General features: G+C 67.0%; 11 protein-coding genes. 6 read left to right on the top strand and 5 right to left on the bottom strand.

Translation table 11 applies throughout. The features are described from left to right. Window positions 1-149: 149 nt before the first annotated feature. Complete coding sequence (locus tag GTW51_RS12930) at window positions 150-1,508, bottom strand: substrate-binding protein (RefSeq protein ID WP_163044352.1); 1,359 nt, start codon at window positions 1,506-1,508, stop codon at window positions 150-152. 516 nt (window positions 1,509-2,024) lie between these two features. On the opposite strand from GTW51_RS12930, the gene GTW51_RS12925 reads away from it, so the two are divergent. The 6 genes from GTW51_RS12925 to ltnD all read left to right on the top strand — a co-directional run bounded on the left by GTW51_RS12925 (window position 2,025) and on the right by ltnD (window position 9,177). Further along, the gene (locus GTW51_RS12925) at window positions 2,025-3,656 is read left to right on the top strand and encodes a BCCT family transporter (protein WP_163044351.1); all 1,632 of its coding nucleotides are present in this window, start codon (window positions 2,025-2,027) and stop codon (window positions 3,654-3,656) included. 127 nt (window positions 3,657-3,783) lie between these two features. Further along, window positions 3,784-4,848, top strand: coding sequence for an ABC transporter ATP-binding protein (locus GTW51_RS12920; protein WP_163044350.1), 1,065 nt, complete (start codon window positions 3,784-3,786; stop codon window positions 4,846-4,848). 127 nt (window positions 4,849-4,975) lie between these two features. Further along, the gene (locus GTW51_RS12915; protein WP_163044349.1) at window positions 4,976-6,292 is read left to right on the top strand and encodes an ABC transporter substrate-binding protein; all 1,317 of its coding nucleotides are present in this window, start codon (window positions 4,976-4,978) and stop codon (window positions 6,290-6,292) included. Between the two features lie 118 nt (window positions 6,293-6,410). After that, window positions 6,411-7,343: a carbohydrate ABC transporter permease gene (locus GTW51_RS12910; protein WP_163044348.1), complete on the top strand. Its 933-nt coding sequence runs from the start codon at window positions 6,411-6,413 to the stop codon at window positions 7,341-7,343. 12 nt (window positions 7,344-7,355) lie between these two features. After that, window positions 7,356-8,258: a carbohydrate ABC transporter permease gene (locus GTW51_RS12905; protein ID WP_163044347.1), complete on the top strand. Its 903-nt coding sequence runs from the start codon at window positions 7,356-7,358 to the stop codon at window positions 8,256-8,258. Between the two features lie 4 nt (window positions 8,259-8,262). Next, complete coding sequence (gene ltnD / locus GTW51_RS12900) at window positions 8,263-9,177, top strand: L-threonate dehydrogenase (protein WP_163044346.1); 915 nt, start codon at window positions 8,263-8,265, stop codon at window positions 9,175-9,177. A gap of 30 nt (window positions 9,178-9,207) precedes the next feature. On the opposite strand, the gene GTW51_RS12895 is transcribed toward ltnD, so the two are convergent. The 4 genes from GTW51_RS12895 to GTW51_RS12880 form a co-directional block, all read right to left on the bottom strand. After that, window positions 9,208-10,131 carry an NAD(P)-dependent oxidoreductase gene (locus GTW51_RS12895; RefSeq protein ID WP_163044345.1) on the bottom strand — a complete coding sequence of 308 codons (924 nt, stop codon included), beginning with the start codon at window positions 10,129-10,131 and terminating at the stop codon, window positions 9,208-9,210. Window positions 10,132-10,166: 35 nt separating this feature from the next. Next, a complete protein-coding gene (locus GTW51_RS12890) occupies window positions 10,167-10,901 on the bottom strand; it encodes an SDR family NAD(P)-dependent oxidoreductase (RefSeq protein ID WP_163044344.1) in 735 nt (244 codons plus the stop codon). Between the two features lie 86 nt (window positions 10,902-10,987). After that, window positions 10,988-11,659 (bottom strand): GntR family transcriptional regulator, encoded by a 672-nt coding sequence (locus tag GTW51_RS12885; RefSeq protein WP_246233061.1) that lies wholly within the window; start codon window positions 11,657-11,659, stop codon window positions 10,988-10,990. A 131-nt stretch (window positions 11,660-11,790) separates the two neighbouring features. Continuing rightward, complete coding sequence (locus GTW51_RS12880; RefSeq protein ID WP_163044343.1) at window positions 11,791-12,687, bottom strand: NAD(P)-dependent oxidoreductase; 897 nt, start codon at window positions 12,685-12,687, stop codon at window positions 11,791-11,793. Between the last annotated feature and the right edge of the window lies 1 nt (window position 12,688).

Genomic DNA, 12,688 nt, shown 5'->3' with positions numbered 1-12,688 from the left:
GTCGGGGGCTGCGAACGCGGCCCTTGGCGAGCGGCATTGCGGTTGCCGTGCGGTGCCGTCGCCTTTGAGGCCGGCACGAAATCGTCTTGTTCTCGGACGTGAACGGCCGCCGGAATTTCTGCCGGCGACCGGATGATATCAGCGACTGGTCAGCATTCCTTGGCGTCGTATGGACCGAGCTCGCCACCGAATATCGAGGCGTCGTAGGTGACGTCGTCGCGCGGCACGACCTTGACGATCTCCATCAGGTCGAACTGGTTGGTCGGCGCCTCCTTGCCGCGAACGACGAGCACGTCCTTGAAGCACTGGTGATCCTCGGCGCGGTAGAGCGTCGGACCGTTGCCCATGCCGTCGAACTCGAAGCCTTCCAGCGCCTTGATCAGCTCCGGCGGGTAGAACGTGCCGGCCGTCTCCGCCGCGTTGGCGTAGAGCAGCGTCTGGACGTAGCAGGTGTGGGCGGCCTGCGACGGCGGGCTGCCGAATTCCTCGCCGAACGACTTGGAGAAGGCCTGGGTGGAGGCGTTGTCGAGCTTCCAGTCCCAGTTCGCGGTGCCCAGAATGCCCTTCACCGCTTCGCCGGCGCCCTGCGCCATGAGCTCCGAGAACAGCGGCACGACGATCTGGAAGTCCTTGCCGTTGGCCTGCTTGGAGCGCATGTCGAACTGGGTGACGGCCTGGCGCAGCGAGTTGACCATGTCGCCGCCGTAATGGTTCAGGATCAGCACGTCGGCGCCCGAGTTCAGGACCGGCGTCAGATACTGCGAGAAGTCGCCGGCGCCGAGCGGGGTGCGTACGGCCTGCACGGTTTCCCAGCCGAGCGTCTCGGTGGCGTTCTTGATCGACTCTTCCTGCGTCCAGCCCCAGGTGTAGTCGGCGGTCAGGTGGTAGGCGCGGCGATCCGTGCCGTATTCCTCGGCGAGGATCGGGCCGAGCGCCTCGCCCGACATGTAGGCATTGAAGAAGTGGCGGAAGCCATAGCGCCGCTTGTCCTTGCCGGTGGTGTCGTTGGAATGGGTCAGGCCGGCCATGAACACCACGCCCATGTCCTGGCACAGCGACTGCACCGCCACGGCGACGCCCGAGGACGAGCCGCCGGAGATCATGATCGCCTTGTCGGCCTCGATCATCCGCTTGGCCGAGGCGCGCGCCGCGTCGGACTTGGTCTGGGTGTCGCCGGTCACGAAGGCGACCTTCTTGCCCAGGATGCCGTTGCCCTTGAGGTTGGACGGCTGCATCGTCGACAGCATGCCGCCGTCGCCTTCGCCGTTCAGGTGCTTGACCGCCAGCTGGAAGGCGCGCAGCTCGTCCGCACCCTCGTCCGCGTACGGGCCGGATTGCGGAACGTTGAAGCCGAGCGTCACGGTGCTACCGGACGGGTTGTTGCAGAATGCCTGATCCTGCGCCCAGGCCCCGCGCGTGAAGACATGCGGCATGGCGAGGCCGGCCGTGAGGCCGGCGCCGGTGGTCAGCAGTCGACGACGGGTCCATCCGTCCTTGTAAAAAGCCATTAGTCACCTCCCGATTATCCCATTCCGACCTTATGAGCGGAGGCACGACGCATCGACCGCCTGCCGCCAACCTGACCGGATGACGCGTATCGTCCACGAGTAAAGCCGCTTCGCCTATAGTACTTTCGGATGAAGCCACTCCGACTGCTGCATTATATTGCCCTGCAACATGGAGAGTGGTCATGTTTGCTGCAGCGCAACAAATACAAGTACGATAGAGCTGTCCGCTTCCGCTGGAGCAGCACGGTGGCTGCTCGCCCGGTTTAGCGGTCGCAGGTTGCCGCACGAGCGAACAGACGCTCACCGACAGCGACCGGTGCCAAGGCAATCCGATCAGCGTCCCTGCCGGCCACCCGGAGGGCGCGACGCCCTCCTGCTGGCGCTGTTTTCCGAAAACCGACGCCGAAACAGCCCTTGCGACAGCTTTCCCGGTCGGAACCCTTGGCTTTTGCGGCATCTCCGCCACTTCGCAGAAGGGGGCGCAGCGGGCGCCGGCCACCAACGGGGACGTGAAGCATGGCGACCAAGGTAAAGACCGGGCGGCTCGGGCCGTTTCCGAACGTCAGTCGACCCGTCTTCACCATCTCCGCTATTCTCATCCTCGGCTTCATCGTGTTCGGCGCCTTGTTCAACGATCTGGCGTCGACGATCTTCACGGGCGCGCAGGCCGGTATCGCCGACTATTTCGGCTGGTTCCTGATCCTGACGACGAACCTTGCGCTTGGTCTCTGCATCTATCTGGCCTTCAGCCGCTTCGGCGACGTGCGTCTCGGCGCCCAGACGGAGTCGCCGGAATATGGCCTCATGTCCTGGACGGCGATGCTGTTCAGTGCCGGCATCGGCATCGGGCTGCTCTATTGGGCGGTTTCCGAGCCGCTGTTCCACTTCTTCGCGCCGCCGATGGGCGAGCCCGAGACGATCGAGGCCGCCAAGCAGGCGATGGTCCTGTCGTTCCTGCACTGGGGCCTGCATGGCTGGGCGATATACGGCATCGTCGGCCTGTCGCTCGCCTATTTCCACTACCGCAACGGCCTGCCGCTGTCGGTGCGCTCGGCGCTCTACCCGCTGATCGGCGAACGCATCTACGGGCCGATCGGCCATACGGTCGATATCCTCGCGGTGTTCGGCACGATGTTCGGCATCGTCACCTCGCTCGGGCTCGGCGTCATGCAGATCAATGCCGGGCTCGGCATCGTGTTCGGGGTGGGGGACAGCCTGATCGTGCAGATCGCGCTGATCGCCGGCATCACCGGGCTGGCGACGATCTCGGTGATGCTCGGCCTCGACGGCGGCATCAAGCGGATCTCCAACCTCAACATCTCGCTCAGCTTCGCGCTGCTCGCCTTCATCGTCGTCACCGGGCCGACCCTCTACATCTTCGACAGCTTCGTCGAGAATGTCGGCAATTACGTCGCCGGGCTGATCACCTTCGGCACGTGGAGCGAAGCCTATTCGGGCACCAACTGGCAGGTCGACTGGACGATCTTCTACTGGGCCTGGTGGATCTCCTGGTCGCCCTTCGTCGGCATCTTCATCGCCCGCATCTCGCGGGGCCGCACCGTCCGCGAGTTCATCCTGGGCGTGCTGCTGGTGCCCACGTCGATCCTGTTCTTCTGGTTCACCGCCTTCGGCGGCACGGCGCTCAATCTCGAACTCGCCGGCGATCCGGGGCTGATCGAGGCGACGAAGGAAAGCTACGGCAACGCCATCTTCGCGCTGCTCGACTTCTTCCCGTTCTCCGGCGTGATCTCCTGCGTGATCATGGTGATGATCGTGATGTGGTTCGTCACCTCCTCCGACAGCGGCAGCTTCGTCATCGACATGCTGACCGCCGGCGGCGACGCCAACCCGCCGAAGATCCAGCGGATGTTCTGGGCGATCACCGAAGGCTGCATCGCCGCGGTGCTGCTGGCGGCAGGCGGCCTCAACGCGCTGCAGGCGGCCGCCGTGGTGGCGGGTTTCCCCTTCGCCTTCGTCATCATCCTGATGATGTACGGCCTGTTGCGCGGGCTCGGCCGGGATAAGCTGGTGATATACCGCTACAACCAGTGGTACCGGACCGAGCAGGAGGCCGAGGCCAATCTGCCGGATGCCTATGCCGGCGAGGAGGCGCTGAAGGGGCCGCCGAAGCTTGCCACCGAGAGCTGAGGATACCGCTCCGAGCAGCCCGTAACCGACGTATACATTATTTGCCGGAGGCAGTTGCGCGACCGCAGCTTAGCGGACAGTATGCCGCCCAACGACAAGAATACGTCCGCTTTGGGTGAGGAAGCGCATGGCATCGGTGACGTTCCGGGACGTCCGCAAGGCGTTCGGCACGGTGGAAGTGCTGCACGGCGTGTCGGTGGATATCGACGAGGGCCAGTTCGTCGTGCTCGTGGGGCCATCGGGCTGCGGGAAGTCGACCCTGCTGCGGATGCTCGCCGGCCTCGAGCACATCAGTGCCGGCGAGATCCTCATCGGCGACCGGGTGGTCAACGACCTGCCGCCGAAGGATCGCGACATCGCGATGGTCTTCCAGAACTACGCGCTCTATCCGCACATCACCGTCGCCCAGAACATGGCGTTCTCGCTGATGCTGAAGCGGGCCTCGAAAGAGGAGATTGAGGCCAGGGTCAAGCCGGCGGCCGAGATTCTCGGCCTCACCCAGCTGCTCGACCGCTATCCGCGCCAGCTCTCCGGCGGCCAGCGGCAGCGCGTCGCCATGGGGCGGGCGATCGTGCGCGACCCGCAGGTGTTCCTGTTCGACGAGCCGCTGTCCAATCTCGACGCCAAGCTGCGCGTGTCGATGCGCACCGAGATCAAGAACCTCCACCAGCGCCTGAAGACCACCACGGTCTACGTCACCCACGACCAGATCGAGGCGATGACCATGGCCGACAAGATCGTCGTCATGCATGACGGCCGCGTCGCCCAGGTCGGCACGCCGCTGGAGCTCTACGACCGGCCGGACAATCTCTTCGTCGCCGGGTTCATCGGCTCGCCGGCCATGAACATGCTGACGGGCGCGGCCGATCCCGACGACCGGACGAGCTTCGTCACCGGCGACGGGTTCAGGCTGCCGATCGCCCGGCCGGGCCAGGCCGCGCCCGGCCGCGAGACGATCTACGGGGTGCGACCGGAATCCTTCCGCATCGGCGGCGACGTGCCGTTGCGCATCGAGGTGGTCGAGCCGACCGGTTCGGAGACGCACGTGGTCGCCCGCCTCGGGGCGACCGAGGTGATCTGCGTCTTCCGCGAGCGTCTCACCGAAGGCCCGGGCGACGAGCTGATGGTCTCGATCGACGCAGATGCCGTGCATCTGTTCGACGCCAAGACGGGGGCGCGTGTGTCGGACTGATGCGTAACGGCCGTCGTGCGCCCTTGGAGGAGGGGGAGCGTCGGTCGCAGCAGGAAAAGCCGCGGCGGCAGCGGGAGCCCGCCGGCGGCACAAGCCGGAACGCTTCCGCGCAAGAGGAGGAAACAGCATGACGATCAATCGCAGAACGCTGCTGGCAGGCACTGCCGGCATCGCCGCCGGTGTCGCTCTGGGCGACCGGTTCGGCATCACGAGGGCTCTGGCGCAGGACGCCGCCGCGCGCTTCACGCCCGAGGAGGGCGCCACGCTGCGCCTCTTGCGCTGGGTACCGTTCGTCGCCGGCGAGGAAGCCGCCTGGAACGCCAACACCCAGGCCTTTACCGACGCGACGGGCGTCCAGGTGCAGATCGACCAGGAAAGCTGGGAGGACGTGCGTCCGAAGGCCGCCGTCGCGGCGAATGTCGGCTCCGGCCCGGACATGGTGATGAGCTGGTTCGACGATCCGTTCCAGTATCCCGACAAGCTGGTCGACGTGACCGACCTCGCCACCGCGCTCGGCGAGCAGCATGGCGGCTGGTACGAGGGTCTCGAAGGCTACGCCAAGCAGGGCGACAAGTTCATCGCCGTGCCGCTTTGCGCCATCGGCAACGCCATCTGCTACCGCGACAGCCACATGAAGGCGGCCGGGTTCGAGGAGTTTCCGACCGATACCGACGGCTTCCTGGCGCTCTGCACGGCGCTCAAGGAAAAGGGCACGCCGGCCGGATTCCCGCACGGCAAGGCGGTCGGCGACGGCAACAACTATGCCCATTGGCTGCTGTGGAGCCACGGCGGCAAGATGGTCGACGAAGAGGGCAACGTCACGATCAACAGCCCCGAGACCAAGGCCGCGATCGAATATGCCCAGAAGCTCTACGCGACGTTCATTCCCGGCACCGAGAGCTGGCTCGACATCAACAACAACCGCGCCTTCCTGGCCGGCCAGGTGTCGCTGACGGCCAACGGCGTCTCGCTCTATTACGCCGCGACCAAGGACCCGGCCATGGCCGAGATCGCCGAGGACATCCGCACGGTGAACTTCCCGGTCGGCCCGCTCGGCGAGCCGGTCGAGCTGCACCAGACGTCGACCCTGTCGATCTTCAGCCACACCGCGTACCCGCAGGCGGCCAAGGCCTATATCGACTTCATGTACCAGGCCGAGCAGATGAACGCCTGGATCGAGGGCGCCAGCGCCTATTGCTGCCAGCCGCTGAAGGCCTTTGCCGACAATCCGATCTGGACCTCGAACCCGATCCACGCGCCCTACGCACGGGCGTCGGAGACCCTGCGGCCGAACGGCTATGCGGGTCCGCTCGGGGCGGCCTCGGCCGGCACGATGGCGGACTACGTCCTGGTCGACATGTTTGCCGAAGCGGTCACCGGCCAGCGGACGGCCGATGAAGCCATGGCCAACGCCGAGCGGCGGGCACAGCGCTACTACCGCTGACGGACGTAGGCCTGGCCGTCCGGTCGGGCTTTCCGCTTATCCGGCGGCGGCGCTCATTGCGTCGCCGCCGTGCCGGCCAGGCCGGCGAGTGCCTGCAGCAGCGATGGGAGGCCCGTCCATGTCCAGCACAACAGCGACCGCCCGGCCGTCGCGCCTTGCGCGGCTGTCGCAGAGCCGCAACGGCCTCGGCCTCCTGTTCATGCTGCCGGCGGCGGCCTTCCTCTTGTGCTTCCTGACCTATCCGCTGTTTCTCGGCGTCTGGCTTGGCTTCACCGACACGACGATCGGCCGCACCGGCGTCTTCATCGGGCTGGAAAACTACGCCTGGCTTTTCGACGACCCGGTGTTCTGGCTGTCGGTCTACAACACGGTCCTCTACACGACCGTCGCCTCGGTGCTGAAGTTCGGCCTCGGGCTATGGCTGGCGCTGATCCTCAACGAGCATCTGCCGTTCAAGACATTCTTCCGGGCGATCATCCTCCTGCCCTGGGTGGTGCCGACGGTGCTGTCGGCGCTGGCCTTCTGGTGGATCTACGATTCGCAGTTCTCGATCATCTCCTGGGTGCTGATGCAGTGGGGCTGGATCGACACGCCGATCAACTTCCTCGGCGATCCGAACAACGCCCGCGCCGCGGTGATCGCCGCCAATGTCTGGCGCGGCATCCCGTTCGTCGCCATCTCGCTGCTCGCCGGGCTGCAGACCATCCCGCAATCGCTGAACGAGGCGGCGGCGCTCGACGGCGCCACCTCGTGGCAGCGCTTCACCAAGATCACCTTGCCGCTGCTGACGCCGATCATCGCGGTGGTGATGACCTTCTCGGTGCTGTTCACCTTCACCGATTTCCAGCTGATCTACGTCCTGACCCGGGGCGGGCCGGTCAACGCCACGCATCTGATGGCGACGCTGTCGTTCCAGCGCGCGATCCCCGGTGGCCAGCTGGGCGAGGGCGCGGCGATCGCGGTGGCCATGATCCCGTTCCTGCTGGCCGCCATCCTGTTCTCGTTCTTCGGGCTGCAGCGCCGCAAATGGCAGCAGGGCGGGGCAGACTGAGGAGATGATCCGATGAGCCAGCAAGACACCGCCGGCGTGCGCGCCCCGATCAGCGACGATTCGGAGGGCATGCGCCAGTTCAACACGCTGCCGCGACGGATTTTCGTCGTCTATCTGCCGCTGGCCGTATTCGTCTTCGTGCTGCTGTTCCCGTTCTACTGGATGGCGATCACCGCGGTGAAGCCGGACAACCAGCTGACCAATTACGAGCAATACAGCCCGTTCTGGGTGGTGCAGCCCACCCTCGAGCACATCAAGTATCTCCTGTTCGAGACCTCCTATCCGGGCTGGCTGTGGAACACGATGCTGGTCTCGGTCGCCTCGACCGTCATCGCGCTCGCCGCCTCGGTCTTCGCCGCCTACGCCATCGAGCGCGTCCGCTTCTCCGGCGCGCGCGTGACCGGGCTCCTGATCTTCCTCGCCTATCTCGTGCCGCCGTCGATCCTGTTCATCCCGCTTGCCTTCATCGTCTTCCAGGTCGGCATCTTCGATTCGCGGCTGGCGCTGATCCTCACCTATCCGACCTTCCTGATTCCGTTCTGCACCTGGCTGCTGATGGGCTATTTCCGCACCATCCCGTTCGAGCTCGAGGAGAGCGCCCTGGTCGACGGGGCGACGCGCTGGCAGATCCTGACCAAGGTCGTGCTGCCGCTGGCGGTGCCGGGGCTGATCTCGGCCGGCATCTTCGCCTTCACCCTGTCCTGGAACGAGTTCATCTACGCGCTGACCTTCATCTCGTCCTCGGAGAACAAGACCGTGCCAGTCGGCGTTTTGACCGAGCTGGTGCGCGGCGACATATACGAATGGGGAGCGCTGATGGCCGGCGCGCTGCTCGGTTCGCTGCCGGTGGTGATCCTCTATTCGTTCTTCGTCGACTACTACGTCTCGTCGATGACGGGCGCCGTGAAGGAATAGCGGCATGGCAGGGCAGGCGGCGATGCGTGTCGCGGTGATCGGCCTCGGCTCGATGGGCATGGGCGCGGCCAAGTCGTGCCTCGCTGCGGGGCTTGCCACCTACGGCGTCGACCCGCGCAACAGTGCCTGCGACGAACTGATGGCGGCCGGCGCGGTCGCGGCCGGGGCGGGCGGTCGTGCCTTCGCCGACGACCTCGACGCGGTGGTCGTGCTGACGGTCAACGCCGCGCAGTGCCGCGACGCGCTGTTCGGCGAGCGCGGGATTGCCCCGCACCTGAAGCCCGGAACGCCCGTCATGGTCTCCGCGACGATCTCCGTCGCCGACGCGAAAGCCATCGCCGCCGACCTCGCCGAGGCAGGGCTGACGATGCTCGACGCGCCGGTCTCGGGCGGGCCGGTGAAGGCCGCCGCCGGCGACATGACGGTGATGGCAGCGGGGCCCGCTTCGGTGTTTGACGCGCTGCAGCCGGTGCTCGATGCGGTCGCCGGCAAGGTCTACCGCATCTCAGAGACGATCGGCGACGGCGCGACGGTCAAGATCATCCACCAGTTGCTCGCGGGCGTCCACATCGCCGCCGGTGCCGAGGCGATGGCGCTCGCCGCCAAGGCGGGCATTCCGCTGGAGACGATGTACGACGTCGTCACCCACGCGGCCGGCAACTCCTGGATGTTCGAGAACCGCATGCGCCACGTCGTCGACGGCGACTACACGCCGCATTCGATGGTCGACATCTTCGTCAAGGATCTCGGCCTCGTCACCGAGACCGGCCTGTCGATGCAATTCCCGTTGCCGCTGGCGACCACCGCCTACGCGATGTTCGCCACCGCCAGCCAGGCCGGCTACGGCCAGCTCGACGACAGCGCGGTGATCAAGGTGTTTCCGGGGATCACCCTGCCGGGCGACGAGCCGCAGACATAGTTCCAGGCCGTCCCGGCGGCGCTAAGCCGGCTATCCGGCCAGCGGCGGTTCCCGGTCCGGACCCGAGCCCAACCGCTTGCCGGGATTGATCGCCTCCAGCCAGCGCAGATAGGCGGCGTGGTCGTGGCGCCCCATGTCCATCTCGTGTGTCAGGGCGTGGAACGCGTCGCGCGCGACCTCCGTCAGCGGCAGCCTAAGGCCCGCGGCGCGGGCGACTTCCAGCGCGTTGTCGATATCCTTCAGCTGCAGCGCCAGCGGCCCGCCCGGCACCCAGTTGCGCTCGGCCATGCGCTCGCCGTGGAGATCGAGGATGCGCGAGGTTGCAAAGCCGCCCATCAGCGCCGTGCGCAATGCCGCCGGGTCGCAGCCGCCTTCCTGTGCCAGCAGCATGGCTTCCGAGACGGCGCCGATCGTCACCGCGACGATCACCTGGTTGGCGAGCTTGGCGACCTGGCCGGCGCCGTGCACGCCGACGAGGGTCGGCCGGCCCATCGCCGCCAGCAGGGGCTCTGCGTCGTCGTAATCGTCCTGGCGCCCGCCGGCCATGATCGCCAGCGTCCCCTCGATCGCGCCCTTCTCGCCGCCGGAGACCGGCGCGTCGAGATGGCGGCGCCCGGCGCCCTCGATGGCGGCGGCGTGGTCGCGGGCGACGGCAGGCTGGATCGACGACATGTCGATGAACAGCGTGCCCTCGGGTGCGGCCTCCACCACCCCCTCGCTGCCGAAATAGATCTCCGTCACCACCGGCGAATTGTCGACCATGGTGATCACCGCGTCGGCGTTGGCGACCGCCGCGCGGGGATCGCTGGCGACCGTCGCGACGTCGGCCAGCGCCTCGGCCTTGGCGAGCGTCCGGTTCCAGACCGTGACGGCGAAGCCGGCCTTGGCGATGTTGCGGGCCATGGGCGCGCCCATCAGGCCGGTGCCGATCAGCGTCACATGCGCGATGGCCATGGCGGTTCTCCTCGTGGCGGCGACGGGCGCCCGGATCAGTAGACGGCGCGGCCGCCGGAAATGTCGAACACGGCGCCGGTCGAGAAGGAACAATCCTCCGACGCCAGCCAGACGATCATCGCGGCGACTTCCGCCGGCTCGACGAAGCGGGCGAGCGGGATCTTCGACAGCATGTAGTTGATGTGCTCCTGGCTCATCTGGTCGAAGATCGCCGTGCGCGCCGCCGCCGGGGTGATGCAGTTGACCAGGATGCCGGTGCCGGCGAGCTCCTTGCCGAGCGACTTGGTCAGGCCGATCAGCCCGGCCTTCGACGCCGAATAGTGCGAGGCATTGGGATTGCCCTCCTTGCCGGCGATCGAGGCGACGTTGACGATGCGCCCGTAGCCGTTCGCCAGCATCAGCGGCACGACCGCGCGGCTGGTCAGGAACGGCGCGACGAGATTGACCTCGACGGTCTTGCGCCAGATCTCCGGGCTCAGTTCCCAGGTCTTGCCGTTGCCGCCGGTGATGCCGGCATTGTTGACGAGGATGTCGATGCGCCCGGCCGCGCGGGCTGCTTCCTCCACCGCAGCGGCGTCGGTGAGTTCCACCGGCCGGCCGGTCGCCCTGTCGCCGAGCTCCGCCACCGCAGCCTCGATCGCGGCGCCGTCGACGTCCCAGATCACCACCGAGCCGCCGCTGGCAATCACGCGTTCGGCGGTTGCAAGGCCGATGCCGCGCGCGCCGCCCGTGATGACCGCCGTCCGCCCTTCGAGATCGATCCTGTTCATCTTCTTCCCTCCCTCAAGTCCAGCCTGGCTCATCCCACAGCGAGCCTTCAGGCACAATGTATACATTGCGCCTGCCGGGCGTCCGTCTATTCTTCCGCCACATCCTGCGCGGCCGGTCCCGCCTGCAACCGCAGCAGCGCCAGCGCCTGCTGGTCGGTGCGGTCGCGGTGCAGCTGGTGCAGCCGTCCGGCCTCGTCGCTGTCCTGCGCGGCGATCGCCGCGACGATCGCCCGGTGCTCGTCGTCCGACTGCGACGGGCGCGGGCGCAGCGGCACGATCGCCATACGGGCGCGATATTGCTGGTCCCAGTATTGCCGGAGCGTCGTCTGCAGCCGGCTGTTGCCGCACAGGGCGACGATCTCGGCATGGAAATTGTCGTCGAGCTGCGACCATTGCGCGATGTCGTCGCGCTTGGTCGCGCGCTCCATCTGCGCCATCAGCCCGTGCAGCCGCTCGATCTCCGCTTCCGACAGGCCGCGCCGGGCCAGAAGCCGCGCGGCGACCACTTCGAGCGCCGAAAACACCTCGTAGATCTCGGCGAGGTCGTCGAGCGACTGCGACCGCACGGTCACCCCGTGGCGCGGCCGCACCCGGACCAGGCCTTCCTCGTCGAGCTTGATCAGTGCCTCGCGGATCGGCGTCCGGCTCATCGACAAAAGGGCGGCGACCTCGGTCTCCAGCAGCGTCGTGCCCGGCGGCAGGCGGCCCTCGAGGATCCGGAACTTCAGCTCGCGATACGCCCGCTCGCGCGCCGGCATGGAGGCAACGCCCTGCAGGCTCGGCCGTGGGCGCGAACCGCCGTTGCCGCGAACGCGCGCGCGGCCGTCGTCACCGGGAGCATCGGGTTTCGTCAGTGTCGTCTTCCTCTGCCCATCGCCTCGCAAGCCTTTCAACGGTCCGTGCGCCTGATGCCGTTCAGTTCCGCGACCACGTCCGACAGCATCGGCAGGAAGTCGTCGCCGCGCCCGAGCGATTCCGCCGTCGCGAGGCCGTTCTTGACGGTCGAGGAGACATGCGAGGCGATGCCGCTCTCGTTGGCCAGCGAAACCACGTAGCGCATGTCCTTGTGGGCGTTGCGCAGCGTGAACTTGTGCGCGTCGCGATCCCGGCCGACGACGTATTGCATGAAGGTCTGGTAGAAGCCGCAATCCATCCTTCCGCCGCCGATGACGCCGTGGAAGGTCGCCGCATCGATTCCGTTCTTGGCGCCGATCGCCAGGGCTTCGGAATAGATCGAGGCGTAGCCCAGCGAGACGAAGTTGTTGAGAAGCTTCATCGTGTGCCCGGCGCCGATCTCGCCGACGCGGACCACCTTGCCCGCCCAGGTCTCGAGCAGCGGGCGCACCCGCTCGAAATCGGCTTCGCTGGCGCCGACCATGGTGTCGAGCGTGCCTTCCCAGGCTTCCTTCGGCGTCCGCGACAAGGGTGCGTCGATCAGCGTGACGCCGGCCGCGGCGCAGCGCTCGGCGAGGGCACGGGTAGAGACCGGGTTGCTGGTCGAAGTGTCGATGATCGTCTTGCCGGCTGGTTCTCCCGAAAGGATCGCGGCGACCGTCGCCTCTACCTGCGGGCTGCCCGGCAGGCAGAGAAAGATCACGTCCGACGCTGCGGCCAGCTCCTCGACGCCGCCCGCTTCCGCCGCGCCGCGCTTCTTGAGGTCCTCGACCGGCTCGCGGTTCCTGTGGGCGAGCACCGTCAGGGGATAGCCGGCCTCGACGATGTTCTTGGCCATGCCATGGCCCATCAGGCCGACGCCGACGAAGCCGATGCGGGGACGATCTGTCATC

Source organism: Aurantimonas aggregata, assembly GCF_010500835.1.
GTDB classification, from domain to species: domain Bacteria; phylum Pseudomonadota; class Alphaproteobacteria; order Rhizobiales; family Rhizobiaceae; genus Aurantimonas; species Aurantimonas aggregata.
This window is presented reverse-complemented; position numbering and strand designations above follow the sequence as displayed.

Excerpts from the sequence above, each read along its gene's own strand:
- GTW51_RS12910 (WP_163044348.1), top strand. The coding sequence starts at position 6,411 with ATGTCCAGCACAACAGCGACCGCCCGGCCGTCGCGCCTTGCGCGGCTG.
- GTW51_RS12895 (WP_163044345.1), bottom strand. The coding sequence starts at position 10,131 with ATGGCCATCGCGCATGTGACGCTGATCGGCACCGGCCTGATGGGCGCG.
- GTW51_RS12920 (WP_163044350.1), top strand. The coding sequence starts at position 3,784 with ATGGCATCGGTGACGTTCCGGGACGTCCGCAAGGCGTTCGGCACGGTG.
- GTW51_RS12925 (WP_163044351.1), top strand. The coding sequence starts at position 2,025 with ATGGCGACCAAGGTAAAGACCGGGCGGCTCGGGCCGTTTCCGAACGTC.
- GTW51_RS12890 (WP_163044344.1), bottom strand. The coding sequence starts at position 10,901 with ATGAACAGGATCGATCTCGAAGGGCGGACGGCGGTCATCACGGGCGGC.
- GTW51_RS12905 (WP_163044347.1), top strand. The coding sequence starts at position 7,356 with ATGAGCCAGCAAGACACCGCCGGCGTGCGCGCCCCGATCAGCGACGAT.
- GTW51_RS12930 (WP_163044352.1), bottom strand. The coding sequence starts at position 1,508 with ATGGCTTTTTACAAGGACGGATGGACCCGTCGTCGACTGCTGACCACC.
- GTW51_RS12885 (WP_246233061.1), bottom strand. The coding sequence starts at position 11,659 with ATGCCGGCGCGCGAGCGGGCGTATCGCGAGCTGAAGTTCCGGATCCTC.
- ltnD (WP_163044346.1), top strand. The coding sequence starts at position 8,263 with ATGGCAGGGCAGGCGGCGATGCGTGTCGCGGTGATCGGCCTCGGCTCG.
- GTW51_RS12880 (WP_163044343.1), bottom strand. The coding sequence starts at position 12,687 with ATGACAGATCGTCCCCGCATCGGCTTCGTCGGCGTCGGCCTGATGGGC.
- GTW51_RS12915 (WP_163044349.1), top strand. The coding sequence starts at position 4,976 with ATGACGATCAATCGCAGAACGCTGCTGGCAGGCACTGCCGGCATCGCC.